The sequence below is a fragment of the Pseudarthrobacter sp. N5 genome (assembly GCF_050157035.1).
Lineage (GTDB): Bacteria > Actinomycetota > Actinomycetes > Actinomycetales > Micrococcaceae > Arthrobacter.
Window position 1 is genome coordinate 1,146,359 of the sequence record NZ_CP189593.1, and the last position, 24,289, is coordinate 1,170,647.

Annotated in this window: 24 protein-coding genes and 1 tRNA gene; 14 read left to right on the forward strand and 11 right to left on the reverse strand. The window is 64.2% G+C overall.

The annotated features are described in order from the left end of the window. Positions 1–291: 291 nt before the first annotated feature. Together ACQCST_RS05705 and ACQCST_RS05710 are read right to left on the reverse strand one after the other, a co-directional pair. Positions 292–1,026, reverse strand: coding sequence for a hypothetical protein (locus ACQCST_RS05705; RefSeq protein WP_426998345.1), 735 nt, complete (start codon positions 1,024–1,026; stop codon positions 292–294). After that, positions 1,023–1,742: a hypothetical protein gene (locus ACQCST_RS05710; protein WP_426998346.1), complete on the reverse strand. Its 720-nt coding sequence runs from the start codon at positions 1,740–1,742 to the stop codon at positions 1,023–1,025. The genes ACQCST_RS05705 and ACQCST_RS05710 overlap by 4 nt, the downstream gene beginning before the upstream one ends. 197 nt (positions 1,743–1,939) lie before the next feature. Here ACQCST_RS05710 and ACQCST_RS05715 point away from each other — a divergent pair, with 197 nt between their 5' ends. Next, on the forward strand, positions 1,940–3,637 hold the full coding sequence (locus ACQCST_RS05715) for an ABC-F family ATP-binding cassette domain-containing protein (RefSeq protein WP_426998347.1): 1,698 nt from the start codon (positions 1,940–1,942) through the stop codon (positions 3,635–3,637). Next, entirely contained in the window at positions 3,634–5,577 is a 1,944-nt protein-coding gene (locus ACQCST_RS05720) for an ABC transporter ATP-binding protein (RefSeq protein WP_426998348.1), read from the forward strand. The genes ACQCST_RS05715 and ACQCST_RS05720 overlap by 4 nt, the downstream gene beginning before the upstream one ends. A gap of 17 nt (positions 5,578–5,594) precedes the next feature. On the opposite strand, the gene ACQCST_RS05725 is transcribed toward ACQCST_RS05720, so the two are convergent. The 3 genes from ACQCST_RS05725 to ACQCST_RS05735 form a co-directional block, all read right to left on the reverse strand. Continuing rightward, positions 5,595–5,993, reverse strand: coding sequence for an NUDIX hydrolase (locus tag ACQCST_RS05725; RefSeq protein WP_426998349.1), 399 nt, complete (start codon positions 5,991–5,993; stop codon positions 5,595–5,597). Next, entirely contained in the window at positions 5,990–6,469 is a 480-nt protein-coding gene (locus tag ACQCST_RS05730) for a DUF6314 family protein (RefSeq protein WP_426998350.1), read from the reverse strand. The genes ACQCST_RS05725 and ACQCST_RS05730 overlap by 4 nt, the downstream gene beginning before the upstream one ends. A gap of 1 nt (position 6,470) precedes the next feature. Further along, positions 6,471–6,543, reverse strand: a tRNA-Arg gene (locus ACQCST_RS05735). Between the two features lie 86 nt (positions 6,544–6,629). Between ACQCST_RS05735 and ACQCST_RS05740 the strand changes: the two genes are divergently transcribed. Both ACQCST_RS05740 and ACQCST_RS05745 read left to right on the forward strand, forming a co-directional pair. Next, complete coding sequence (locus ACQCST_RS05740) at positions 6,630–7,400, forward strand: DUF998 domain-containing protein (RefSeq protein ID WP_426998351.1); 771 nt, start codon at positions 6,630–6,632, stop codon at positions 7,398–7,400. A 242-nt stretch (positions 7,401–7,642) separates the two neighbouring features. Next, a complete protein-coding gene (locus tag ACQCST_RS05745; protein ID WP_426998352.1) occupies positions 7,643–8,026 on the forward strand; it encodes a hypothetical protein in 384 nt (127 codons plus the stop codon). Here ACQCST_RS05745 and ACQCST_RS05750 read toward each other — a convergent pair. Next, positions 8,023–8,646 (reverse strand): hypothetical protein, encoded by a 624-nt coding sequence (locus ACQCST_RS05750; protein ID WP_426998353.1) that lies wholly within the window; start codon positions 8,644–8,646, stop codon positions 8,023–8,025. The two genes, ACQCST_RS05745 and ACQCST_RS05750, sit on opposite strands and share 4 nt — an antisense overlap. Before the next feature lie 30 nt (positions 8,647–8,676). Here ACQCST_RS05750 and ACQCST_RS05755 point away from each other — a divergent pair, with 30 nt between their 5' ends. Then, positions 8,677–9,507: an inositol monophosphatase family protein gene (locus ACQCST_RS05755; RefSeq protein WP_426998354.1), complete on the forward strand. Its 831-nt coding sequence runs from the start codon at positions 8,677–8,679 to the stop codon at positions 9,505–9,507. A gap of 67 nt (positions 9,508–9,574) precedes the next feature. Next, positions 9,575–12,073 (forward strand): DNA helicase PcrA, encoded by a 2,499-nt coding sequence (gene pcrA, locus ACQCST_RS05760; protein ID WP_426998355.1) that lies wholly within the window; start codon positions 9,575–9,577, stop codon positions 12,071–12,073. On the opposite strand, the gene ACQCST_RS05765 is transcribed toward pcrA, so the two are convergent. From ACQCST_RS05765 to ACQCST_RS05775, 3 genes are all read right to left on the reverse strand, one after another. Further along, entirely contained in the window at positions 12,070–13,038 is a 969-nt protein-coding gene (locus ACQCST_RS05765) for an IS481 family transposase (RefSeq protein ID WP_426997499.1), read from the reverse strand. The genes pcrA and ACQCST_RS05765 overlap by 4 nt on opposite strands. A gap of 199 nt (positions 13,039–13,237) precedes the next feature. Then, positions 13,238–14,126 (reverse strand): IS5 family transposase gene (locus tag ACQCST_RS05770; RefSeq protein WP_426996528.1). Its coding sequence is split into 2 segments (ribosomal slippage): positions 13,238–13,777 and positions 13,779–14,126, totalling 888 coding nucleotides; the frame shifts between segments, so codons are not numbered across the junction. Between the two features lie 76 nt (positions 14,127–14,202). After that, entirely contained in the window at positions 14,203–14,493 is a 291-nt protein-coding gene (locus ACQCST_RS05775; protein WP_426998356.1) for a hypothetical protein, read from the reverse strand. Between the two features lie 492 nt (positions 14,494–14,985). Here ACQCST_RS05775 and ACQCST_RS05780 point away from each other — a divergent pair, with 492 nt between their 5' ends. From ACQCST_RS05780 to sucD, 4 genes are all read left to right on the forward strand, one after another. After that, positions 14,986–15,555 (forward strand): glycosyltransferase, encoded by a 570-nt coding sequence (locus ACQCST_RS05780; protein WP_426998357.1) that lies wholly within the window; start codon positions 14,986–14,988, stop codon positions 15,553–15,555. Between the two features lie 30 nt (positions 15,556–15,585). Beyond that, a complete protein-coding gene (locus tag ACQCST_RS05785; RefSeq protein ID WP_426998358.1) occupies positions 15,586–16,299 on the forward strand; it encodes a hypothetical protein in 714 nt (237 codons plus the stop codon). Positions 16,300–16,523: 224 nt separating this feature from the next. Further along, positions 16,524–17,693: an ADP-forming succinate--CoA ligase subunit beta gene (gene sucC, locus ACQCST_RS05790; RefSeq protein ID WP_426998359.1), complete on the forward strand. Its 1,170-nt coding sequence runs from the start codon at positions 16,524–16,526 to the stop codon at positions 17,691–17,693. A gap of 12 nt (positions 17,694–17,705) precedes the next feature. Further along, a complete protein-coding gene (gene sucD / locus ACQCST_RS05795) occupies positions 17,706–18,608 on the forward strand; it encodes a succinate--CoA ligase subunit alpha (RefSeq protein ID WP_426998360.1) in 903 nt (300 codons plus the stop codon). Between the two features lie 143 nt (positions 18,609–18,751). On the opposite strand, the gene ACQCST_RS05800 is transcribed toward sucD, so the two are convergent. Both ACQCST_RS05800 and ACQCST_RS05805 read right to left on the reverse strand, forming a co-directional pair. Next, complete coding sequence (locus ACQCST_RS05800; protein WP_426998361.1) at positions 18,752–19,225, reverse strand: SRPBCC family protein; 474 nt, start codon at positions 19,223–19,225, stop codon at positions 18,752–18,754. A 2-nt stretch (positions 19,226–19,227) separates the two neighbouring features. Further along, positions 19,228–19,581 (reverse strand): ArsR/SmtB family transcription factor, encoded by a 354-nt coding sequence (locus ACQCST_RS05805; protein WP_426998362.1) that lies wholly within the window; start codon positions 19,579–19,581, stop codon positions 19,228–19,230. A 160-nt stretch (positions 19,582–19,741) separates the two neighbouring features. Between ACQCST_RS05805 and ACQCST_RS05810 the strand changes: the two genes are divergently transcribed. From ACQCST_RS05810 to iolD, 4 genes are all read left to right on the forward strand, one after another. Then, complete coding sequence (locus ACQCST_RS05810) at positions 19,742–20,146, forward strand: tautomerase family protein (RefSeq protein ID WP_426998363.1); 405 nt, start codon at positions 19,742–19,744, stop codon at positions 20,144–20,146. Between the two features lie 208 nt (positions 20,147–20,354). Continuing rightward, positions 20,355–21,368 (forward strand): 5-dehydro-2-deoxygluconokinase, encoded by a 1,014-nt coding sequence (gene iolC, locus ACQCST_RS05815; protein WP_426999085.1) that lies wholly within the window; start codon positions 20,355–20,357, stop codon positions 21,366–21,368. After that, positions 21,365–22,306, forward strand: coding sequence for a Cgl0159 family (beta/alpha)8-fold protein (locus tag ACQCST_RS05820; RefSeq protein ID WP_426998364.1), 942 nt, complete (start codon positions 21,365–21,367; stop codon positions 22,304–22,306). The genes iolC and ACQCST_RS05820 overlap by 4 nt, the downstream gene beginning before the upstream one ends. Before the next feature lie 38 nt (positions 22,307–22,344). After that, positions 22,345–24,273, forward strand: a complete 1,929-nt coding sequence (gene iolD, locus ACQCST_RS05825) for a 3D-(3,5/4)-trihydroxycyclohexane-1,2-dione acylhydrolase (decyclizing) (protein ID WP_426998365.1) — start codon at positions 22,345–22,347, stop codon at positions 24,271–24,273. Positions 24,274–24,289 lie beyond the last annotated feature (16 nt).

Genomic DNA, 24,289 nt, shown 5'->3' on the forward strand with positions numbered 1-24,289 from the left:
ATCCTTTTTCCAGTCTGCAAGTGGCACGTCACGGCGGACTCAGCCGTTTACTCCGCGACACTACCCTCACAACGCGTTTGTGAAGACGTTTTATTTCGCCATCCTACGTTGCCCTTAAACAGGCTGAGTGGGGGCGGTCCCCAACGGCCGCCACCACTCATCCCCCCAATTGCGCTCAGGCAGGCGCCACGGCGTCCAACGGATTATCCCCGTTCACAACACCAGGCAGCAGCTGCCTTCACACATTCATGATTGTTTCACGTTCTAATGATTTTGTGAAAGCCATGACGGTTAATTTCCGGTATACGACTTTTGCCGTGCTCGTTGTGCAGCCCGGACCCTGGCCAGCCAGATAACGGTAAGGCCGATTATCAGGGCCAGGACCGCCGTGTAGTTGATGATGAACTGCAGATAACCAATGCCTTGGGGGATCAAGGGGAAGAACGAGCCGAGGACAAGGGCCACAAACGCCACGGTCAGAAGGCCTGCGCCGAGCCGGATCATCGCCGGGAGCCGGCCCGTGAGCGCCCGCGCCGTCGCCGGCACCAGGCAGGCTGCCACAAAGGACGGGTAGAGCCGGCCGGCGGCCGCATAGAGCCCGATCAGCCGGTCGTTGGACGGGCCCTTTGCCGATAGATTCGCCAGCCCCGTGGACGTGCCGGCTGTGTCAGCCAGCAGGAACAGGACCACTGTTGCGGCAGTGATGATGGCGAGCACGGTCAGCCCGACCGGTCCCATCAGCAGCCGGATGCCGACGCCTGCGCTGAAACCCTTCCCCACCCGGACGCCGGCCAGGAAGATGGTTCCATAGACCAGGAACCGAAGGATGAGGTTGGTGTAGTTCTGGGAATCCAGCACCGAATCGATGGCCGTGTATGGCCCGTCAATGCTGAGAAGTATGGCGAATGTTGCCAAGGTGAAAATGCAGAACAGCGATCGGTTCTCCTTCCTCAGGGCACTGGGTATCCGGGCTATGGCAACGGCGCCGCAGACAATCAACGTGGACCACTGCAGGATCTCGATCATCCGAGGTTCTCCCAGATCTTGTCGGTTTTTTCCTGGTCTTCTTCCTGGCGCCGGAGTGTTTTGCCCAGCGCCTGCAGCCGGTCGCCCGCCAATGCCGTCAACTCGCCGTCGGACATCCTGGCCAGCGCGGCCTCACGGGCGCCCGGCGGCCAGCCGGCCTCGGCCTCGGTGATCAGTCCGGTGGCCACCAGCCCGCCGGCAGGTCCGACGCCGGCAGCAGCGGACGTGGCAATGGCCAGTTCGGGTGCCAGCCGGTTTGCGGTCAGCTGGGCAGAGTAGTTCTGCGGGGCAATCCCGGTGGCGGCTGAGACGCGGTGCCGCAGCTCGCCGTCGTCGATTGCGTCCACCCAGTTCCTGACCGACGTTGCGTGCGGGGCGGGGCTGAGGGGCGCGGTGGAGCCGGGCGGAGCTGTCCGGGCCAGGACAGCGCGGAGCAAATCCGTGGTGGATACCTGGCTGACCAGTTCCTGCGGGATCGGCGGCGCGGGGGCCGCGGACAATGCCCGGTAGCTCGCGAACGTGGCCAGCGCATTCATCGGGTTGATATTAAGGGCACGGCTGATGCTCACAACCGTGGCCTCGGCTACCTTGCCGCGGACGAGTTGCTGGGCCAGCGTGGTGCGTTTGATGCCGGAGATCCTGCAGATGTCAGCAGTGCTCGCCGACGGCGCGATGCCGTGCAGCCAGCGCTGGAACGCCTTGGCGGGAAGGGGCATGAAGGGCTCTCTGCAGATCGGACGGTTGACACGATTTTACCGCCGAAAGCCACGGCCGATTTTACCTCAGCCGTACTTTCAACTAAGCTTGATTGTCGAACCCGTTGGTCCGTACACCCCCCAAGTCCGGACCAGCGGGTTCTTCTGTGCCCGCCGCCTTTTCCGGCCGGTTCGGGCAGCGGTGAGAGGATGAACAAATGACTGCAACCCTAGTTGCCAAAGACGTTTCCGGCGGTCACGATCACCGCACCTTGTTCGCCAAACTCTCCCTGACGGTTGCGCCGGGTGATGTTGTGGGCGTGGTGGGCGCGAACGGTGCCGGTAAATCCACCCTTCTGCGGCTCCTGGCCGGAGTGGACGAGCCGCAGAGCGGTACCGTCAGCCTGGCACCCGCGGATGCCTTCGTGGGCTGGCTCCCGCAGGAGCACGAGCGGCAGGCTGGAGAGTCTGTTGCGGCGTACATCTCGCGCCGCACCGGCTGCGCGCACGCAACGACGGAGATGGAATCCACCGCGGACGCCCTTGGTTCCGGCGCCCCGGGCGCAGATGACGCGTACTCCCTGGCTTTCGACCGCTGGATGGCTTCCGGTGCAGCAGACCTTGAAGAGCGGATCCCGGCCGTTATGGCGGATCTTGGCCTCACGGTGGGACCGGATGCGGAGATGACCGGGCTGTCCGGCGGACAGGCCGCCCGCGTAGCTCTGGCGGCCCTCTTGCTGAGCCGGTTCGACGTCGTATTGCTGGACGAGCCCACCAACGATCTGGATCTTGGGGGCCTGGCCAGACTGGAAGCATTTGTGCAGGGGCTGCGCGGCGGGGTGGTGCTGGTCTCCCACGACCGCGAGTTCCTGGCGCGGTGCGTCACCACCATTGTGGAGCTGGACCTCGCACAGAATTCAGTGGCAGTCTACGACGGCGGCTACGAGGCTTTCCTGGAGGAACGCGCCGTTGCACGGCGACACGCACGTGAACGCTTCGAGGAGTTTGCGTCCACCAAAGCGGACCTCGTATCCCGTGCCCGGACGCAGCGCGAGTGGAGTTCGCAGGGCGTCAGGAATGCCATGAAGAAGAGCCCGGACAATGACAAGATCCGCCGCGCCGCCAGTACCGAGTCCTCGGAAAAGCAGGCCCAGAAGGTCCGCCAGATGGAGTCCAGGATTGCCCGCCTGGATGTGGTGGAAGAACCACGCAAGGAGTGGCAGCTGCAGTTCAGCATCGGCCAGGCTCCGCGGTCCAGCTCAGTGGTGGCAACCCTGCGCGACGCCGTTGCCCGCCAGGGCGACTTCACCCTGGGGCCGGTGAACCTGCAGCTCAACGCCGGCGAACGGATCGGCATCACCGGCCCTAACGGTGCGGGCAAGTCAACGCTGCTGCGGCTCCTGCTGGGAGTCCAGGCGCCGGATTCCGGTGACGCCTCCATGGGCACATCCGTGGCTGTCGGCGAGATTGATCAGGCCCGTGGCCTATTGGCCGGGGACCGCAACCTGGGCGACGCCGTCGAAGCGGTTCTCCCCGATATGGCGCCGGCCGAAGTCCGCACGCTGCTGGCCAAATTCGGGCTCAAAGCCGACCACACCGGTCGGAAGGTGGACTCGCTCTCCCCGGGCGAACGCACACGCGCGGCACTGGCCCTGCTGCAGGCGCGCGGGGTTAACCTGTTGGTACTGGATGAACCCACCAACCACCTTGACCTGCCGGCCATTGAACAGCTTGAGGAAGCGCTGGAAAGCTACGAAGGCGCGCTTCTGCTGGTCACGCACGACCGCCGCCTGCTCGAAAATGTCCGGCTCGACGTCCGCTGGAACGTGGAGAACGGTGTTGTGACGGAATTGACGACCGGATCCGGCACCGGAGCGGCCAGCCTGTCCGCCGGGAAAAAGGAGCACAAACGATGAGTATGGACCGGGTGGCCTGGAGCTCCCTTTACAACATCACGCGTGCCTCGAGCGGCTCCAAGCCGTTCTCGAAGGCGCTGCTGAAGCGTGTGTTCGGCTTCGCCCGGCCACACCGCGGCAAACTGGTTTCCTTCGTGCTGCTCTCCATTGCCATGGCGGTACTGGCTGTTGCCACTCCGGTGCTGGCGGGCCAGGTGGTGGATGCGATCATCGCCGGGGTCGGCACGGATGTGGTGATCCGGCTCGCATTCCTGATTGCTGCCGTGGCGGTGGCCGAGGCCGGTCTGGGGCTGGTGACCCGCTGGCTGTCCTCCACCATCGGTGAGGGCGTCATTGTTGATCTCCGCACCAGGGTGTTTGACCACGTGCAGAAGATGCCCATCGCGTTCTTTACACGCACCCGCACCGGAGCGCTGGTCAGCCGCCTGAACAACGATGTTATCGGCGCGCAATCGGCCTTTGCCGGCACGCTGTCAGGCGTGGTCAGCAACGTGGTGGCGCTGGCGCTGACGCTGGTGGTGATGCTGGGCAAATCGTGGCTGGTGACTGTCCTCGCCATGATCCTGCTGCCGATTTTCCTCATCCCCGCCCGGCGGATGGGCTCCAAGCTGGCGGATCTTCGGCGCGAGGCTGCAGAGCACAACGCCGCCATGGGCACCCAGATGACCGAACGGTTCTCAGCCCCCGGTGCCACGCTGGTGAAGCTTTTCGGCCGCCCGGACGAGGAATCCCGCGAGTTCGCGGTACGGGCCGGACGCGTCCGGGACATCGGCATCCGCACGGCCATGCTGCAGTTCACCTTCGTCACGGCCCTGACGCTGGTATCCGCGCTGGCGCTGGCGCTGGTGTACGGACTGGGCGGTTGGCTGGCGATCAGCGGCCAGCTCGCTGCCGGCGACGTTGTGGTGCTGGCGCTCCTCCTGACCCGCCTCTATGCTCCGCTGACAGCGCTGTCCAACGCCCGGGTTGAGATCATGAGCGCGCTGGTCAGCTTCGAGCGCGTGTTCGAAATTCTGGATCTCAAGCCGCTCATCCAGCAGAAGCCGGACGCTGTAGCCGTCCCGCCGGGGCCGGTATCCGTGGAGTTCGACGACGTGCGCTTCGCCTACCCATCGGCAGACAAGGTGTCCCTGGCCTCCCTGGAAGATGTGTCCACACTGGATACGCGCGGTGGCGAAGAGGTGCTGCACGGTATCAGTTTCCGGGTGGAACCGGGCCAGACCGTCGCCCTGGTGGGCTCCTCGGGTGCCGGCAAGTCCACCATTGCGCAGCTGCTGTCCCGTCTGTATGACGTCGATTCCGGCGCAGTGCGTCTGGGTAGTCCGGCTCCGGGCAGTTCTGTTCCGGCGGGCCCGGATGCGGCAACAGGAGTTGACGTCCGCGACGTCACATTCGATTCCATGCGCGCCACGCTGGGCATGGTCACCCAGGACGGGCACCTGTTCCACGAAAGCATTGCTTCAAACCTGCGGCTGGCTCGCCCCGAGGCCACGGAAGAGGAAATGTGGGATGTGCTCCGCCAGGCCAGGCTCGAGTATATGATCCGTTCCCTGCCGGACGGCCTGGACACCGTGGTGGGTGAACGCGGCTACCGGCTTTCCGGCGGCGAACGGCAACGGCTCACCATCGCGCGGTTGCTCATCGCCCAGCCACGAGTGGTGATCCTCGACGAGGCTACAGCCGCGCTGGATTCCACCAACGAAGCCGCAGTGCAGGCTGCCCTGGGCGCCGCACTGGAGGGGCGCACCGCCGTCGTGATTGCGCACCGGCTGTCCACCATCCGCGCCGCGGACGTCATCCTGGTGATCGAAGAAGGCACCATTGTGGAGCGCGGCACGCACACCGAGCTGCTGGCCAGAGAAGGCCGCTACGCAGAGCTGTACCGGACCCAGTTTGCCGAGGCCAGCTCAGTGGCCGAAGGGGCCGTTCCGGAGGTTTAGCCCGCCGGGCAGGAACGCTATTGCGCGGCGAGCGCCGGGAGTACATGGTCCGTCAGCAGCGGGGCGAGATCGTCCGGCAGTTCTGCCGCCGGGTCCAGCCAGCGGATTTCGGCGATCTCGGCAGAGGGATGTGCGGTCCACGTACCCGGAGCCGTGAACACGGTGGCCACTATTTCTGTGGCGACCTCGTTAGCGGCATCGGCAAGCCACACGCCCATCAGCTCAAGTTCATCCGGAGCCAGGACGATGCCAACCTCCTCCTGCAGCTCGCGGGCGGCTGCCTGGACGGCGGTCTCGCCCGGCTCCGGCTTCCCGCCGGGATGCATGAATTTGTCCGTGCCGCGTTTGCGGACGGTCAGAAGCCGGCCGTCTTCGTCAAAGACGCAGACGGCGGAGACGATAATGCGGGGATTCATGGCGTTGAGCCTAACCGCCGGAGCTGTGATTCCAGCAAGAGATTCTTCCGGGGCCCCTGGACATCCCAGCTGTAGCTGAATTCGACCGGACCCCGGAGCTGATACTTGACCCGGTAGCTGTCCGGTTCGCACCAGTGCTCGCCGCGGCCGGCTGACTCCGTGAAGCCCATCCGGTGGAAAGGCCTGCCATCGGGAAAGAGCATGTCCATGGTTGAGGGTGATTCTGTGGGCTTCAGCAGATAGCGTCTGGCGGCAGGCCCGGTGAACATTTCGCCGGCTGAAGCAGGCCAGCGCACGGTGCCTTCTTCGCGGAGGCGGAGGCCGCCGTCGTCCGTTTCGGAAAATAGTACGACGCCGGTGAAGGTTCCGCGGGCGCCTGTGGCTCTGTCAAGGAGCTTCCGCTCCACTGACCAGCGTCCAGAGACGTCAGCGCCGAGGAGGTAGGCGCGGAGATCAAATGCCTGTGGCTGCTTCAAGTGCCCTCGATTGGAATCGAACCAACGACACCGGCTTTAGGAGAGCCGTGCTCTATCCACTGAGCTACGAGGGCGGGCGTCCATGGCAGCCGGCCGGGGGCCGGTCCGACCGGACACGCTTACAAGCATACAAGGTGGCGGGACGTACTACGCTCTTGGCATGACCGCAGCCGCTGCAACCTCCCCCGCGCCGTCAGCCTATGGCGGCTTCCTCCCGGACCTCGCATCAACGCGCCAGTACCTCGGCGCCTGGGCCAAGCTCAGTGTGGTGCAGTATTTTGTGGCGGAAGCCGCCGTTATCAGCGCCTGGGGCGGTCGCCAGCCTTACGACAGGCGAAGCGGTTTCATTAGCGATCTGGGGGCCGTCAGCTGTGGCAGCTATCAAGACAGGGACGTCTGTTCGCCTCTCCATCTCCTGATGAACGCCTCCTTTGTTGTGCAGGGCCTGGGCATGTTGTTGGGCGCCGTGCTGCTGAGCTCTGCGCTGCTGTGCATTGCCGCCCAAACCGGGGCCAGGGTGCCGGCCGGTGCAGGGCACCGCCTGCCGCGGATCGGCGCCGTGGCCGCGCGTGTGCTGACGGGAGTAGCTGGCGCCGGGACCATGATTGTGGGACTGGTGCCCGAGGACCTGCGGTCTGCCTGGCACTTTGCCGGGGCCCTGATGTTCTTCATCGGGGGATCGGTGGCGCTCCTGCTGCTGGGGTGGCTGTGGTTGAAGCGCACGCCCGTCGGCTGGTTCGTCCTGGCCTGCGGCGGGGTATCGTTTGCGGCGCTGGTGACCGGTGGCCTCACTGGCATGCAGGTTGCGGATCCGGGCACCCTGGAACGCCTGATGGGATACCCGATCACCATTGGCCTGGCCACAGTGGGCCTCGTCATCGCCCAACGCGTCAGGCAGGAGCGGCAGGCACGCAAGGCGGCCGGCACATGACGGGGGAGCGCTCCCTTCTGCCGGATGTGTCATCAACGCGCGAAGTTGTCGGGGGCTGGGCATCCCTGAGCTGATCCATTACTTTGTTGTGGAAGCCGCAGCGATGGGCGCCTGGGTAGGAGCTGGAGGCTGGGGGCGGTACTGCTGACGTCCGGAGTGCTGTCCGTGGCGGCCGAGCCAGGCGTCCGGGCCATCCGGACAGGCAGAGGCAGGCTTCGTGGGTTGCCGCCACCGGGATCCGTGTGCTGATCGTCACGGCAGGGGTGGGGCAGGCAGTGGTGGGCATCATCCCCGAGGACACACTGCTCGGCTGGCACCTGACCGGCGCAGGAATGTATTTCCTTGCAGCACCACTGGCGCTGATCCTGCTGGGTTGGCTCTGGCTCAGGAGGACCAGAATGAGCTGGATGCTGCTGGTGTTCGGTCTGGTTTCCCTGGGCAGCACCGCCTATGTGCTGGCCGTTGGCCTGCGCGTTGCGGAACCGGGGGCCATGGAACGGGCCATGGCCTACCCGATTATCCTGGGGCTGTCACTGCTTGGCCTGACTATTGCCCAGCGCGTGCATCGCGAACGGAAGCTGGTGAAAGTGCGGCGGCTGACCCTGCAACAGGGAGCGCATGACTAAGGCCGGGTGGACTTCCGGCCCAGAAAGACGGCAGCCCCGCCGGCAACGAGCGCCAGTACCAGCAATACCCAGCCCGCAACGGTGAGGCCGGACGCCAGCGCCACGTCACCGGCGTCGATCGTTGCCGCGGACATCATCGAATCAATCGCCGCGTTCCCCCAAAAACGGACCGCCGCAAAAAGCAACGGAACCGCCCAAAGCGCCCAGCGCAGCGGCTTGCGCGCCACGTTGGTACCGATCAGCAGGAGCCAGGTGAACCCGAAAATCAGCGGGAGCAGGGTTCCGGCTGTCTTGTGTATGTAGTTGAGCTGGCCGCGGGCATCCCCATCCATCGCGCTGCGCAGCCGCTCCACAAAGCCCTGGTCAAAACCGCCGATCAGCGAATCCGGCATGGCCAGCCCGCCGCTGAGCTGGGTGAGCTGGTTGAGCGTCAGCAGGTGGACATACCAAAACAGGAACAGGCTGGCGACTACGCCGGCAATGACAATCAGGTTGCTGTTGTTCTGCGCCTTTTGCGGGGTACGGCCCGTGGTGGGGTTGATCACCGCCGGCAGGTGGTGCTGGGGGATAGCGGCCTTGGTGCCGTGCTTCTTGATCCGCTGCGCAGGTGTCTTGGCCATGGCTCCATTATCGCGCCATAAACTGAAGTCATGACCACCGGACGCCACAGCGCTGCTGAACTCGATCCCGCACTTGACGACTACCAGCTGGCGTCCTCACTGGTCCGCGAAGCGGCCCAGCTTGCGCTGCTGATGCGGATGGCGGGGCTGCAGGGTCAGCAGAAGACATCAATATCCGACGTCGTCACGGCGGCCGATCACGCCGCCGAAGCCTATGTGCTGGAACAGTTGCAGCGCTGCCGGCCTTCCGACGGCATCCTGGGTGAGGAGGGCGCCTCGGTGCAGGGGAGCAGCGGCCGGACCTGGGTCATCGATCCCGTGGACGGCACGTACAACTTCCTGAACGGATCCACTTACTGGTGCTCCGCCCTTGCTCTGAAGGATGCCTCCGGCGTGTTGCTGGGTGCCATCTTCCAGCCGGAGGAGGACAAATTGTGGCTTGGCGGCACCGGACAGCCGGCAACCCTTAACGGGGAACTCCTGACCACGTTCCACGCCGATGGTGCCGCGCGGACGGGCACGCCCCTGGCCGAACTCGGTGCGGCAACCTATATCCATCCGGGCTGGCTGGCGGATCCCCGGTGTGCGATGCCGTGGCATGCTGCGGCTACTTCGGCGGCTGCCCTGCGGATGCTCGGCTCCGGATCCTGCGATCTCGGCCGCGTGGCCGACGGCGAGCTCGGCTGCTGGTTCCAGCACAGTTGCCCGGAGTGGGACTGGTTGCCCGGCAAAGCGATTGCGCTTGCCGCCGGCGGCGCCGCCGACGTCGTCCGCGTCAATGGGCTGGATTGGTTCATCGCAGGAGGTTCGACGGCGGTGGGCGAGTTGCGCACGGCGCTCGAATCGGGCTCTGTGGCCTGAGGCACGCCTGCCGTGATCGACAAGCCGGAAGTGAGTGTCGGTCCCACCGCCTAGACTTGTAGGCACCATGGATATGTTGTTTGACCCGTACGCTGACGGACCGTTCAAGGCTGCCCCCAAAGCGGCCGCACCCACCAGGTCGCGCGCCGGATCGGATGCGTCCCGGGCCGGATTCGGGGCCGGCGGGCCGGGTTCCGCGGGTTCCGCGGGGGAACACCGTCCGCAGCTGCCTGATGCCACGGAACTCCTGCAGGGGCTCAACCCGCAGCAGGAGGAAGCAGTCAAGCACTCCGGAAGCGCGCTGCTGATCGTGGCTGGCGCCGGCTCGGGCAAAACCAGGGTGCTCAGCAACAGGATCGCCTACCTGATTGCCACCGGCCGCGCCCACTACGGCGAGATCCTGGCCATCACCTTCACCAACAAGGCCGCCGCGGAGATGCGGGAGCGTATTGAGGCGCTGGTGGGCGCCAGAGCCAAGACCATGTGGATCTCCACCTTCCACTCCTCGTGCGTGCGGATCCTGCGCCGCGAGGCCACCAACGTCGGCCTGAAATCGAACTTCTCCATCTATGACTCCGCGGACTCCCTGCGGCTCATTACACTGGTATCCAAGAACCTGGAGCTGGATCCCAAACGGTTCGCGCCCAAGGCCATCCAGCACAAGATCTCGGCGCTGAAAAATGAGCTGATCGACGACGAAACCTACGGGTCCAGCGCCAACCACAACGACCCTTTCGAGGCAGCCGTGGCCGAGGTATTCAAGGGTTATGCCCAGCGTCTGCGCCAGGCCAACGCGATGGACTTCGACGACCTGATTGCGCAGACCGTCTACATGTTCCGGGCATTCCCCGCCCTGGCGGATTCCTACCGGCGGCGGTTCCGGCACGTTCTCGTGGACGAATACCAGGACACCAACCATGCGCAATACGCCTTGGTGCGGGAAATCGTGGGGGAGGGGCCGGGCTCGGCGGAGCTCACGGTTGTCGGCGATTCCGACCAGTCCATCTATGCCTTCCGCGGCGCTGATATCCGCAACATCGTGGAGTTCGAGAACGACTACCCGGACGCCCGCACCATCAAGCTCGAGCAGAACTACCGCTCAACGCAGAACATCCTGAGCGCCGCGAACTCGGTCATCTCCCGCAACCCCAACCGGCCCGAGAAACGGCTGTGGACGGCCGAGGGCGACGGCCACAAAATCATCGGCTACGTGGGCGAAAACGAGCATGATGAAGCCCGGTTCATCGCCAAGGAAATTGACCGGCTACAGGATGAGGACAACCTTCGGCCAGGCGACGTCGCCATTTTCTACCGCACCAACGCGCAGTCGCGTTCCATCGAGGACGTGCTGGTGCGCGTCGGCCTCCCCTACAAGGTGGTGGGCGGCACCCGGTTCTATGAGCGCAAGGAAATCAAGGACGCGCTCGCGTACCTTCGGGTACTCGTTAACCCGGACGACGACGTCAACCTCCGCCGTGTGCTGAACGAACCCAAGCGCGGCATCGGTGACCGCGCCGAGGGTGCCGTGGCGTCCCTGGCCCAGCGCGAGCGGACGTCCTTTATGGCCGCCGCACGCCGCGCCGAGGAGGCGCCGGGCATGGCCACCCGCTCGGTCAACGCAGTCCTGGGCTTTGTGAAACTGCTTGATGACCTGGCGGAGGTCGCTTCGGGATCCGGCGCTGCCGCGGCGCTGGAAGCCGTGCTGGAACAGACCGGCTACCTGGCCGGGCTGCGTTCCAGCACCGATCCCCAGGACGAGTCCCGGGTGGAAAACCTGGCGGAACTCGTCGCCGTCGTGCGTGAATACGAACAGGAGAACCCCGAAGGTTCATTGGGCGCCTTCCTGGAGCAGGTGTCCCTCGTGGCGGACGCGGATCAGATCCCTGACGCCCCGGGCGCGGACATCGATGCCGCCGTTGCGGAAGCCAAGCGCCTGGGTGTGGTCACGCTGATGACCCTGCACACGGCCAAGGGCCTGGAGTTCCCGGTGGTGTTCCTGACCGGTATGGAGCACGGGCTTTTCCCGCACCAGCGTTCGGCCACGGATCCCAAGGAACTCGCCGAGGAGCGGCGGCTGGCCTACGTGGGCCTGACCCGTGCCCGCAAGCGGCTCTACCTCACCCGCTCCGAGGTCCGCAGCATGTGGGGCCAGAGCCAGTACAACCCGGCCAGCCAGTTCATCGAGGAAATCCCGGCCGAACTGGTGGAGTGGAAGCGCGAAGGATCCAGCAGGCAGAGCGGCGGCTGGGGGAGTGGTGCGCCCATCGGCTCCAGCCGGTACGGCGGATCGTTCTGGGGAGCAGGCGCCTCGCTGGGTGCTGCAGCCAGTCCGTCTGCCGGGTTCAACGCGGACGTGCCGGCCGCCGTCGCGAAGAACCGCGTGCAGCCGCAGAAGGAAGTTGTTGCGGTCGGCGTGGGGGACAAAGTCAACCACACCAGTTTCGGCAACGGCACGGTGCTGGCTGTTGAAGGTGCGGGGGACAAGACTGTGGCGAAGGTGACGTTCGACGTCGGGGAGAAGCGACTGCTGCTGCGGTACGCGCCGTTGACCAAACTGGAGGCCTAGATGTATTGACCTGAGAGGTTAGTGACGCGGGTGACCGGTGGCTGACCTTTGAGTGAGGTGTGGCCTCGGTGATGATTGTAGTGATGGAGCCAGTCGGCGAAAGAATCAACACGCTCGGCCTCTGATCCATAGGGTTTTGCGTAAGCCCACTCATCGAGCATGGTGCGGTTGTAGCGCTCGACTTTGCCGTTGGTCTGGGGCCTGTAGGGCCGGGTGCGCTTGTGCTTGATAGCCGGGCCCAGGGCGTCTTTGAATGCGTAGGAGCGGTAGCAGGAGCCGTTGTCCGTCAGGACCCGTTTGACCACGATTCCGCAGGATTCGAAGTAGGCGTTGGCGCGTTCCCAGAACCCGGCCGCGGTGTCCTTTTTCTCATCGGCGAGGATCTCGGTGTAGGCCAGCCGGGAATGATCATCGACCGCGTTGTGCAGGAAGGCGTAGCCCGGTCTCCGGTTCGCCGCCGTGCCGGTCTTGTTCCGGTTGCCGGATGCCCTGCCCACCGTGCGGTGTCCGCCGCCGTCCGGGATACGTCCGAGTTTCTTGATGTCCACGTGGACAAGGTCTCCGGGGTTCTGGTGCTCGTAGCGGCGGATTACCCTCCCCGTGGCCCGGTCCAGCCACGACAGCCTTGCCAGTCCGAACCTGGAGAGGACCCGGTGCACCGTGGAGGGGTGGATACCCAGCAGGTAACCGATCCGGGCAGGGCCCCACCGGCGGTTCACTCTGAGCGCGACGATCCGCCGCTCCCGCCGCACGGACGTCCGGCCCGGGGAGCTGACGGGCCGGCTCGACCGGTCCTCCATCCCGTGCTCGCCGCGCTCCCGGTAGCGGCCAGCCCACCGCGCCGCGGTCGTCACCGAGACCTGGAACCGCTCAGCCGCCCGCCGCAGCGGCCACCCGTCCTCCACGACGCACTGGGCCAGCCGGAGCCTGCCCTTAGGCGTGAGGAGCGCATTAGCATGGGACATTGAAGACCTCCTTGTGGATCGGACTCTCGACAAGCCCCACTCCACCCGGAGGTCTTCTTTTTGTCACCTAACCACGCCGAGCGTTCCTAACGTCCGTGGTCAATACACCTAGACGGAGCCTTACTCTGCCGGCAGGGGTCTTCCGCCCCTCGGCGGCGGATCCCTTGCCCGCGGATTCCTGCTGGACTAGGGTGTGTTGCTAAACCCCTGATTTGATCCAGATCAGGGCCGAGGCCAAGGTGACGCCAGCGAGGTAGCTGCGTGCTGTTTTGTCGCTTCTGGTCGCGATGCCACGCCATTGTTTGAGTCGGTTGAAGCAGCGTTCAACGACATTTCGGCCTTTGTAGGCTTCCCTGTCGAAGGATCGGGGGCGTCCGCCTTTGGAACCGCGCCGAGCCCGTCCTGCGATCTGATCTGACCGCTCGGGTATCGTGACTTTGATTCCCCTGCTGGCCAGGTAGCCGCGGTTGGCGCTGGAGGTGTACGCCTTGTCTGCCAGCACCCGGTCGGGCCGGAAGCGTGGCCGTCCCCGGGAGCTTCCGGCGACCGAGATGGTCTCCAGCACTGTTTGGAAGAATGAGGTGTCGGCGGCCTGGCCGGCGGTGAGGACCAGGCCCAGCGGCCGTCCCTTGCCGTCCGTGGCAAGGTGGATTTTGCACGTCATTCCGCCTCTGGACTTGCCGATCGCGTGGTCGCCCGGCTCCTCAGCGCCGAGTTTCTTGTAATTCTGCGGGGCCCCCTGTGACCCGGGTAAGGGTGGCGCCATGCTGATGCACCCGGGTGATCGTCGCGTCCACCGACACGGTCCAGTCAACATCACCGGCGCGCTGGCCGGCTGCCTGCACGGCCGCGAGGACACTGGCCCAGGTACCGTCTCTGGACCAGTCCGCGAAGCGCCCGTAGACCGAGTTCCAGTTCCCGAACCTCTCGGGCACATCACGCCAGGGGGCCCCGGTGCGGAACCGCCAGACGATGCCCTCGACCGTCCGCCGCATGTCCATGATCGGACGCCCGTTCCCCTTCCAAACCGGGAAATGCGGTGCCATCAAAGCCCATGCCTTGTCAGAAATTTCCTGCCTTGCTGCCATGAATCAAGCCTGACGGAAATCAACCTTCAAAGGGTTTAGCAACACGCCCTAGAGTTCAGGAACCTTACCCGGGGACTCAACGCACGGGCGTGGGCTGCGATGTCAGTTCGGCAGAAGTCGGAGTAGGAACGTGAAGATCCTTTTCGCCAGCCAGGCCATTGACGGCCATTTCAACCCCATGACCGGCGTCGCTATGCGGCTCAAGGAACACGGCCACGACGTCGCCTGGGACACAGGCCCAGTTTTTAAGGACAAACTCCGGGACCTCGGCATTCCGCTCTTCCCGTTCCGCCGGGCCATCGAGCACCGGGCGGACAACCTGCAGGAGCTCCACCCGGAACGCGCCAGGCTCAAGGGCCCCAGGCAATCGGGTTCGACGGTGAAAAGATCTTTGCCAGTAACATCAGCAATTTCTTCGAGGACGTCCGGGAGTTGCACCAGGACTTCCCCTTCGACGTCGCGGTTGTGGACACCTCCATGTTCATCCACCGACTCGTTTCCCGGTTGATGGGCAAACCCTTGGTGAATTTTGTGGCGATCCCGAACATGGAAAGTGATCCGTTGGTGCCGCCGCTCTTTTTCGGCTTCAAACTACCCCGGAATCCAGCGGAAAAGGCGCTTCAGGCCGCATCGGGGTTCCTCTCGGACAAGGTCATTCTCAGGCCTGCCATCCAGAGCTACTGGCGGCAGCACGCGGCGTACGGCCAGGGGGTGCCCCGAAATGGACGTCTGACGGACGAGGCTTACGGCTGCTCGGAAGCTGTCATCCAGACCGGCCCGGAGTCGCTGGACTTCCCCCCGCCGGAATGTCAATCCCAAAGTCCATTACGTCGGAGCGCTCCTGCCCTATCGTGCTCCCGTGGCAGCCGATCCGGCAGCCGCCCCTGACAACGAGTGGCCGTCCTATCCCACCACCTTGCTGGTGACTCAGGGAACCGTGGATAACATCGACCCGAACAAGCTCATCATTCCTGCCCTGGAAACTGTGAAGGACATGGACGCGCTGGTGATCGTTGCAACCGGCGGCCGCGGCACCGAGGCACTTAAGGCCCGCCACCCGCAGCCCAACATCGTGGTGCGGGACTATGTGGACTTTGCCAAGGTCTTCGAATTCACCGATGTGTTCATCAGTAACGGCGGTTTTGGCGGCGTGCAGTTGAGTTTGTCCAAGGGCGTCCCCTTGGTGGTGTCCGGCATCAACGAGGGCAAAAGCGACTTCAACGCCTGGGTGGAGTACGCCGGTGTCGGCATCAGCCTGGGAACGGAGTCGCCCAAGCCCCGTGACATTGCCAAGGCAGTTGCCGGCGTCCTGGCGGATCCTGGCTGGAGAAACCGGGCCCGCCAGATGCGTGAGCAGTTCAATTCGGTGGATCCCGCAGAGGCGGGTGCCGCCGTTGTCGAAAGCGTGGGGCGTCCGGCCACCGGCTGAGACGGGACGGCATGGCGCATAATGGAAGCCATGCGACGGACTATACGGGGGATTCTGGCCGCCCTGGCTCTCTCGGCCGGGATCATGCTGACGGCCACGGCGTGCACCATCACTACTGTGGACCCCGGATACGTGCCGCCACCGCCATTGCCAGCCTTGGAACAGCTGAAGCAGGCCCCCTTGGAGGACGCCGCTACTTTTTCCGGCGGCGAGGGTGTCCTCAACTTCGTCACCGAGGACCGCAACATGGTCTGTGCTCTGACCTCAGCCCGCGGGGAAGACCTCAACCTTCCTTACGAGCACAACGGCTTTGCGGATTCCGCCAACAACAAGCTGGACACCGTGCCCGTGGCGCACTGCGAACTTGCTGCCTATCCCAAGGCTGAGCCAGCAGATGTCAAGGACGACTGCGCAGGCACCGGTCTGGGGTACCTCGGCGGCACGGCATTGCTCACTCCGGACAAGGCCAGCTACGGCGGATGCCGTTCCGGCCTCACGCAGATGGAATCCGAATTCGGGCCCAAGGGGAGTAAGGACGGAGCCATCTCCAAAATGCCGGTACTTTCGGATGGGCAGAACGTGGAACGCAACGGTCTGCGCTGCTCGGCATACAACGGCGGGGTGTCTTGCGGAAACCTCTCAGCGGGTGTCGCTTTCTTTATCAGCAAGGACCGTTACGAGCTGATTTCCGGAGGCGGAATAAAGGCCACAGCTCCACCTTCCGAGGCCTCAAAAACCCCGTGATCCCGCGGTTTTTCTACGCTTCATAGAATAGTGTCGTTACTCACATAACAGGTAGTGTGGAACGGGCGGAGCCCTGCAGGGGACTAGAGTTCCGAGTGGAGCATTGCGCCGTGTGGCTCGTTTCCAAAACAACCGCAGGGTGCTTGCGTTCCGCAGCCCGGTAACCGCGATTACGTGGCGTCCGGCTGTACAGAAACTACTTCGACGTAGAAGGACACTAAACCGTGGACCTGTTTGAATACCAGGCGCGCGATATGTTCGAGGCGCACGGTGTACCCGTGCTTGCTGGCATCGTGGCGTATACCCCAGAAGAAGCAAAGGCAGCTGCCGAGAAAATCGGCGGCGTAACCGTTGTCAAGGCACAGGTAAAGGCCGGTGGCCGAGGTAAGGCCGGCGGCGTGAAGGTTGCCAAGACCGCCGATGAGGCGCTTGAGCACTCCACCAACATCCTGGGCATGGACATCAAGGGCCACACCGTCAACAAGGTGATGATTGCCCAGGGTGCCGATATCGCCGAGGAATACTACTTCTCGGTCCTGCTGGACCGGGCCAACCGCAATTACCTGGCCATGTGCTCGGTAGAAGGCGGCATGGAAATCGAGCAGCTCGCCGTCGAACGCCCCGAGGCACTGGCCAAGGTCGCCATCGATCCAGCCGTGGGCATCGACCAGGCCAAGGCAGACGAAATCGTTGCTGCAGCCGGCTTTGCTGAGGAACTGCGCGGCAAAGTCGCCGACGTCATCCTCAAGCTCTGGGACGTTTTCAAGAAAGAAGACGCCACTCTCGTTGAGGTCAACCCGCTGGTCCTCACCGGCGCGGGTGACATCGTTGCCCTCGACGGCAAGGTGTCCCTGGACGAGAACGCCGACTTCCGTCACCCCAAACATGCGCACCTTGAAGACAAGGACGCCGCTGACCCGCTCGAGGCCAAGGCCAAAGAGCAGGATCTCAACTATGTCAAGCTGGACGGCGAGGTGGGCATCATCGGCAACGGTGCAGGCCTGGTGATGTCCACGCTGGATGTTGTTGCCTATGCCGGTGAAAACCACGGCAACGTCAAGCCCGCCAACTTCCTGGACATCGGCGGTGGAGCTTCCGCCGAGGTCATGGCTGCCGGCCTTGACGTCATCCTGGGCGATCCGCAGGTCAAGTCCGTGTTCGTGAACGTCTTCGGCGGCATCACCGCCTGTGACGCCGTGGCCAAGGGCATCGTCGGTGCACTGGCCGAACTGGGCCACTCCGCGAACAAGCCGCTGGTAGTCCGCCTCGACGGCAACAACGTCGAAGAAGGCCGCCGCATCCTGGCCGAGGCGAACCACCCGCTGGTTACCCTGGCCGCAACCATGGACGAGGGCGCCGACAAGGCCGCCGAGCTCGCCAACGCAGCGAAGTAAAGGGACTCGACAATGAGCATTTACCTTAACAAGGACTCCAAGGTCATCGTCCAGGGCATCACCGGCGGCGAAGGCACCAAGCACACCGCCCTGATGCTCAAAGCCGGCACCAACATTGTGGGTGGCGTCAACGCCCGCAAAGCCGGCACCACGGTCCTGCACGGCGACAACGAGGTCACGGTGTTTGGCACCGTCAAGGAAGCCATCGCCGAGACCGGCGCTGACGTCTCCATCGTCTTCGTGCCGCCGGCATTCACCAAGGACGCCGTGGTCGAAGCTATCGAGGCCGGCATCGGACTGGTGGTTGTTATCACCGAAGGCGTGCCGGTTCAGGACTCGGCTGAGTTCTGGGCCCTGGCACAGTCCACGGTTGACGCCGACGGCAAGCAGGTCACCCGGATCATCGGGCCGAACTGCCCCGGCATCATCACCCCGGGTGAGGCCCTGGTTGGCATCACGCCGAACAACATCACGGGCAAGGGTCCCATCGGCCTGGTTTCCAAGTCCGGTACCCTGACCTACCAGATGATGTACGAACTGCGCGACCTCGGCTTCTCCACCGCCATCGGCATCGGCGGAGACCCCGTCATCGGCACCACGCACATCGACGCCCTGGCTGCGTTCGAGGCTGACCCGGAGACCAAGGCGATTGTGATGATCGGCGAAATCGGCGGCGACGCCGAAGAGCGTGCCGCGGACTACATCAAGACCCACGTCACCAAGCCGGTTGTTGGCTACGTGGCCGGCTTCACCGCTCCGGAGGGCAAGACCATGGGCCACGCCGGCGCCATCGTCTCAGGCTCCGCCGGAACCGCACAGGCCAAGAAGGAAGCCCTTGAGGCTGCAGGCGTGAAGGTCGGCAAGACGCCGTCCGAGACCGCCAAGCTGCTGCGCGAGGTCTACGCAGCCCTCTAGGCTCCAGTCTTACAAAGTACGACGGCGGCCGGTCACCTTCTGAATCGAAGGTGACCGGCCGCCGTCGGACTTAAGTACCAACGCGGGGTCACTTACGGCCCAAAACACCCGGTGGGGTGGGCCGTAGTGACCCCGCGTTGCTGTTAGTTGGCGAGGAGTTCGTCCAGCCGGTCGTAGCCTTCGGAAATACCGCCTTCCATGCCGGATTGGGCCATGCCGTCACGGGCTTCCTGGCTGGGGTACATGGAGTGTCCGATCAGCTTGCAGCGTCCGCCGCCGAGGTCCTCGAAGGTGAGGAACTCCGTGCTGACGATGTCAGGGTATCCGCTGAACTCGAAGGTCTGGATGGCGAAATCGTTCTCGCGGACCGTGTGGAAAATGCCGCTGAAATCGTAGGCGACCCCGTCCGGGCCCGTGTGCCGGTAGAGGTAGCTGCCGCCGGTGCGGAAATCGTAGTGATCGATTTCCACGTTGGTGCCCCGCGGCCCCAGCCACCGGGTGATGAGGTCGGGTTCCTTGTGCGCGCGGAAGACGTCCGCGACCGGGAAGTCGAATTCCCGTTCAAAGTCGATGTACGGGACACCGTCGGGGACGCTGAGTTTTAAGTCATTCCTCATGATCAGTCCTTTGGCTGTTCGCCGCGCAGGGCGGCGTTGGATCGGAGCGCGGCATCGAGGTTGCGGAACTGCTCTTCCCTGACCAGCCGGTACTGGCCGATCCAGTCGGTGAGAGCCTCTAACCGTGCGGGGTTCAGGTGGACGGGCCGGCGCTGTGCATCCCTGGTCCGCGTGACCAGTTGCGCCTGCTCGAGTACCTGGATGTGCTTCGAGACCGCTTGCTTGGTGATCGCGAAGGGTTCCGCCAGTTCATTTACGGTGGCCGGGCCCCGGCTGAGCCGGGCAATGATGCTTCGGCGGACGGGATCGGCCAGAGCCATAAAGGCCGAGTCGAGGAGTTCGTCGCTGGGGTCCATTGCCGCCCGGTCCTCTTTGTCAATTAGTTTGTTTATCAACCATCTGGTTGTTTAAAGAATAGTCCCCCGTGACCCGGATTTCAAGAGGTCAAAAAGAACCCTTGCTTCACTCTGGAAAAGTTTGTTAGTATGTCAGGACAAACTATCGAAGGAGCCGTCCGTGCCTCTCGTGCGAATCGACGTCAATGAAGGCCGAAGCCCCGAAGCCCTGCGCCACCTTAGCCAAAGCATCCACGACGCAATACTGGCCGAATACGGCATTCCGGAGCGGGACTACTTCCATATCCTCACAGAACACCCCGGCGGGCAGATCTTCGCCCAGGATGCCGGCCTGGGGTTCGAGCGCACGCACGGCGTGGTGATGATCCAGATCTTTACGCAGGGAGGCCGCAGCCAGGATGCCAAGCAGTCGCTGTTTGCGGCCGTGGCAGCAAAGCTCGGCGAGGCGGGGGTGGCCGGCGAGGACGTATTTATCGGTTATGTGGAAAACACTGCCGGCGACTGGTCCTTCGGGTTCGGGCGCGCCCAGTACGTGACGGGCGAGCTGGCCGTACCCGGCAAATAACACCCCCGTTTCACCCAGGAGACGCGCTCTCCGGGTCGCATGGGAGCACTTCATGCCAAGTTGTAAATATGTCAGTACAAACCTTTGACAGGACATGAAATCTAGTGCAAAGTAGTGGATGTGGCCCCGATCACTGGTGGCCAGCCAGGCACCGGAGCTCTAGCTGCGTAGAGGTACAGAGTTCAAAAGAGAAAGGTCCACGATGACCGTGACCCACGAACTGCTCACCATCGGGCGCATCAGCGTTGATATCTACCCGAACGACATTGGCGCCGATCTGGAGGACGTAACGTCCTTCGGAAAGTACCTCGGCGGTTCCCCGTCCAACGTTGCCGTCGCCGCAGCCCGGCACGGCCGCCGCACTGCCGTCATTACCCGCACCGGGGCAGATCCGTTCGGCAACTACCTGCACCGGGAACTGCGCAAGTTCAATGTGGATGACCGCTTCGTTACCCCGGTCAAGGAATGGCCCACCCCGGTCACCTTCTGCGCCATCAAACCTCCGGATGACTTCCCGCTCTATTTCTACCGCTTCCCCACTGCCCCGGACCTCCAGATCAACGCGGCAGAGCTGGATCTTGATGCCATCCGGGACGCCGGAATCTTCTGGTCAACAGTGACCGGCCTGTGCCAGGAACCAAGCCGCGAAGCGCACTTGGCCGCCCACAAAGCCCGGCCGCGCGCTGAGCTCAAAGCTGGTCAGTACACCATCCTGGACCTCGACTACCGCCCGATGTTCTGGGACACCGAGGAAGAGGCGCGCGCAGAGGTTGCCAAGATCCTGCCTCATGTGACTGTCGCCATCGGCAATGACAAGGAGTGCGCTGTGGCAGTGGGGGAGGGCACTCCGGACGAACAGGCCGACCGTCTGCTCGCCGCCGGCGTGGAAATCGCCGTCGTCAAGCTTGGACCCGAAGGGGTCATGGCCAAAACCCGCACTGAGCGCGTGGTTTCCGCGCCGGTGCCGGTTGAGACGGTCAACGGCCTCGGTGCCGGTGACTCCTTCGGCGGCGCGTTCTGCCACGGACTGCTGTCCGGCTGGCCGCTGGCACAGGTCCTGGACTACGCGAATGCAGCCGGTGCCATCGTGGCCTCGCGGCTGTCCTGCGCGGACGCCATGCCGACGCCGGAGGAAGTCACCTCGCTGCTCGCGGAACGCGGCCGCCTGGTCCCCGGAGCATCCTCATCCAACGCCTTTGTTCCTGAAGGAGCAGCCCAATGAGTTCCGCAGCCACGATTTCCAATGACGATCCCCGCCGCTACGAGCACCTGAGCGCAATCCGCCTGGAAGATCCGGCTGCCGTGGCGCGGGCAGCCAAAGCCCGCCGGCGGCACCCGGGGTTGAAGTACGGAAAGCAGAACTTCATCGTTGCTGCCGACCACCCGGCCCGCGGCGCCCTCGCCGTCGGCTCGGATCCTGTGGCCATGGCTGACCGCCGCCAGCTGCTGGACCGGCTCCAGATTGCCCTGGCAAACCCGGATGTTGACGGGATCCTGGCTTCCCCCGACATTATGGACGATCTGCTCCTGCTGGGCGCCCTCGACGGCAAGCTGGTTTTCGGCTCCATGAACCGCGGCGGCCTCACCGGCCTGATCAATGAGTTCGATGACCGCTTTACCGGGCACACTGCGGCGGCCCTGTCTGAATTGGGCGCTGACGGCGGCAAGATGCTGACCCGCATCTGCCTGGGCGATCCGGACACCGTCTCGCTGCTGGAGGCCACGGCCAAGGCCATAGATTCACTGGCCGAGCGTAAGCTCATCGCCATGGTGGAGCCGTTCCTGTCGGTCCGCGAAAACGGCAAGGTCCGCAATGACCTCTCCACCGATGCCGTCATCAAGTCAGTAGCCATCGCGGCAGGGCTGGGCTCCACCAGCGCCTACACCTGGATGAAACTTCCGGTAGTGGCGGACATGGAGCGCGTCATGGCAGCCACCACCATGCCCACCGTTCTGCTTGGCGGAGACCCGGAAGGCACGCAGGATGAGGTTTTTTCCAGCTGGCAGGCAGCGCTCGCTTTGCCGAACGTCCAGGGCCTGACCGTGGGGCGCACTTTGCTTTACCCGCACGACGGCGACGTGGCCGGGGCCGTGGCAACGGCTGCCTCGCTGCTGCAGCATTCGCAGTCGACCCGAGTCCACGCAGAAGCATCGGAGTAAACCCCATGGGAACACGAACAGGAACAGCAACACGGAGAATGACGGTCGCCCAGGCCGTGGTGGAGTACCTGTCCAAGCAGTACACGGTTGACCGGATCGGCGATCAGGATTACCGTGAACGGCTGATCCCGGGCACGTTCGGCATCTTCGGTCATGGCAATGTGGCGGGCGTAGGGCAGGCCCTGAAGCAGTACCAGACGCTGGATCCTGCCATCATGCCGTACTACCAGGGCCGCAACGAGCAGGCACAGGTACACCAGGCCGTAGGCTACGCCCGGCATACGCGCCGCCGCCAGACGTTTGCCATCAGCACCTCGATCGGCCCCGGTTCCACCAACCTGCTGACCGGTGCCGCATTGGCCACCACCAACCGGCTCCCGGTACTCCTGCTGCCCAGCGACACTTTCGCCACCCGCGCCGCCGACCCCGTGCTGCAGCAGCTGGAACGCCCCGACGCATACGATGTCACGGTCAACGACGCCTTCCGTCCGCTGTCCCGTTTCTTCGACCGGGTGTCCCGGCCGGAGCAGCTGTTCTCGGCGTTCCACCACGGACTCCGCGTCCTGACGGATCCGGCCGAAACCGGCGCGGTCACCATCTCGCTGCCCCAGGACGTCCAGGCGGAAGCCTTCGACGTCCCGGAGGAATTCCTGGCCGAACGCGAATGGCGCATCCGCCGCCCGGACGCTGACGACGACGACATCCGCCGCGCCGCCGAGGCCATCCGCGCAGCCAAGCGTCCGTTGATCATCGCCGGCGGCGGTGTGCTCTACGCCTACGCCAACGATGAACTGGCCAGGTTTGTGGAGCTGACCGGAATTCCGGTGGGCAACACGCAGGCCGGTGTGGGGGTCCTGCCCTGGGACCACCGGTTCGCGCTGGGTGCCATCGGCTCCACAGGCACGACGGCGGCCAACGCCATTGCCGCCGAAGCGGACCTTATCATCGGGATCGGCACCCGCTACGAGGACTTCACCACGTCTTCACGGACGGCGTTCCAGTATCCGGATGTGAAGTTCATCAACATCAACGTGGCCCCGCTGGATGCCTACAAGCACGGCACATCGCTGCCCATTGTCGCCGACGCCCGCAAGGCCCTGATCAAGTTGAACCAGGCTCTGGGCGGCTACCGCATCGGGGCAGATCTGGAAAAGACCATCGCGGCCGAGAAGACGCGCTGGAACGCCACCGTGGACGAAGCCTTCGATACGCGCTTCACGCCGTTGCCGGCGCAGAACGAGATTATCGGTGCCACGAGCCGCGCCATGGATTCGCAGGATGTTGTGGTCTGCGCGGCGGGTTCACTCCCAGGTGACCTCCACAAGATGTGGCGCGTCCGCGACTCCTTCGGCTACCACGTCGAATATGCCTATTCCTGCATGGGTTATGAAATCCCGGGCGGACTCGGCGTCAAGCGGGCCGCGCTGGCCGAGGCTGCCGCTGGCGGCGTTGACCGCGACGTCGTGGTGATGGTGGGGGACGGCTCCTACCTGATGATGCACACCGAACTGGTCACCGCCGTCGCCGAACGGATCAAGCTGATCGTGGTGCTGATCCAGAACCATGGCTACGCGTCGATCGGTTCCCTCTCCGAATCGCTCGGTTCCCAGCGCTTCGGCACCCAGTACCGCGTGCTCGACGAAGATAAGCACAGCTTCGACGAAGGCGCGACGCTGCCGGTCGATCTTGCCCTCAACGCCGAAAGCCTCGGCGTGAAGGTCATCCGGATCGAACCGGGGGAGACGGTCATCGCCGAGCTCGAACAGGCCATCCGCGATGCCAAGGCTGCTCCTGAACGAGGTGGACCGATCGTCATCCACGTTGAATCCGATCCGCTGCTGGACGCGCCAGGATCCGAGTCCTGGTGGGATGTTCCGGTCTCCCAGATCTCCGAACTCGAATCCACCCAGCAGGCCTTCACGACGTACACCGCCCACAAGAAGCGCCAGCGCAAGCTGCTGGGCTGAACCCCCTTACTGACAG

Coding starts and splice junctions, on each gene's coding strand:
- ACQCST_RS05705 (WP_426998345.1), bottom strand. CDS start 1,026: ATGATCGAGATCCTGCAGTGGTCCACGTTGATTGTCTGCGGCGCCGTT.
- ACQCST_RS05750 (WP_426998353.1), bottom strand. CDS start 8,646: ATGGCCAAGACACCTGCGCAGCGGATCAAGAAGCACGGCACCAAGGCC.
- ACQCST_RS05800 (WP_426998361.1), bottom strand. CDS start 19,225: ATGAGGAATGACTTAAAACTCAGCGTCCCCGACGGTGTCCCGTACATC.
- iolD (WP_426998365.1), top strand. CDS start 22,345: ATGACGGTCGCCCAGGCCGTGGTGGAGTACCTGTCCAAGCAGTACACG.
- ACQCST_RS05715 (WP_426998347.1), top strand. CDS start 1,940: ATGACTGCAACCCTAGTTGCCAAAGACGTTTCCGGCGGTCACGATCAC.
- ACQCST_RS05725 (WP_426998349.1), bottom strand. CDS start 5,993: ATGAATCCCCGCATTATCGTCTCCGCCGTCTGCGTCTTTGACGAAGAC.
- ACQCST_RS05820 (WP_426998364.1), top strand. CDS start 21,365: ATGAGTTCCGCAGCCACGATTTCCAATGACGATCCCCGCCGCTACGAG.
- ACQCST_RS05785 (WP_426998358.1), top strand. CDS start 15,586: ATGCGACGGACTATACGGGGGATTCTGGCCGCCCTGGCTCTCTCGGCC.
- ACQCST_RS05805 (WP_426998362.1), bottom strand. CDS start 19,581: ATGGACCCCAGCGACGAACTCCTCGACTCGGCCTTTATGGCTCTGGCC.
- ACQCST_RS05720 (WP_426998348.1), top strand. CDS start 3,634: ATGAGTATGGACCGGGTGGCCTGGAGCTCCCTTTACAACATCACGCGT.
- ACQCST_RS05765 (WP_426997499.1), bottom strand. CDS start 13,038: ATGTCCCATGCTAATGCGCTCCTCACGCCTAAGGGCAGGCTCCGGCTG.
- ACQCST_RS05755 (WP_426998354.1), top strand. CDS start 8,677: ATGACCACCGGACGCCACAGCGCTGCTGAACTCGATCCCGCACTTGAC.
- ACQCST_RS05710 (WP_426998346.1), bottom strand. CDS start 1,742: ATGCCCCTTCCCGCCAAGGCGTTCCAGCGCTGGCTGCACGGCATCGCG.
- sucD (WP_426998360.1), top strand. CDS start 17,706: ATGAGCATTTACCTTAACAAGGACTCCAAGGTCATCGTCCAGGGCATC.
- pcrA (WP_426998355.1), top strand. CDS start 9,575: ATGGATATGTTGTTTGACCCGTACGCTGACGGACCGTTCAAGGCTGCC.
- ACQCST_RS05740 (WP_426998351.1), top strand. CDS start 6,630: ATGACCGCAGCCGCTGCAACCTCCCCCGCGCCGTCAGCCTATGGCGGC.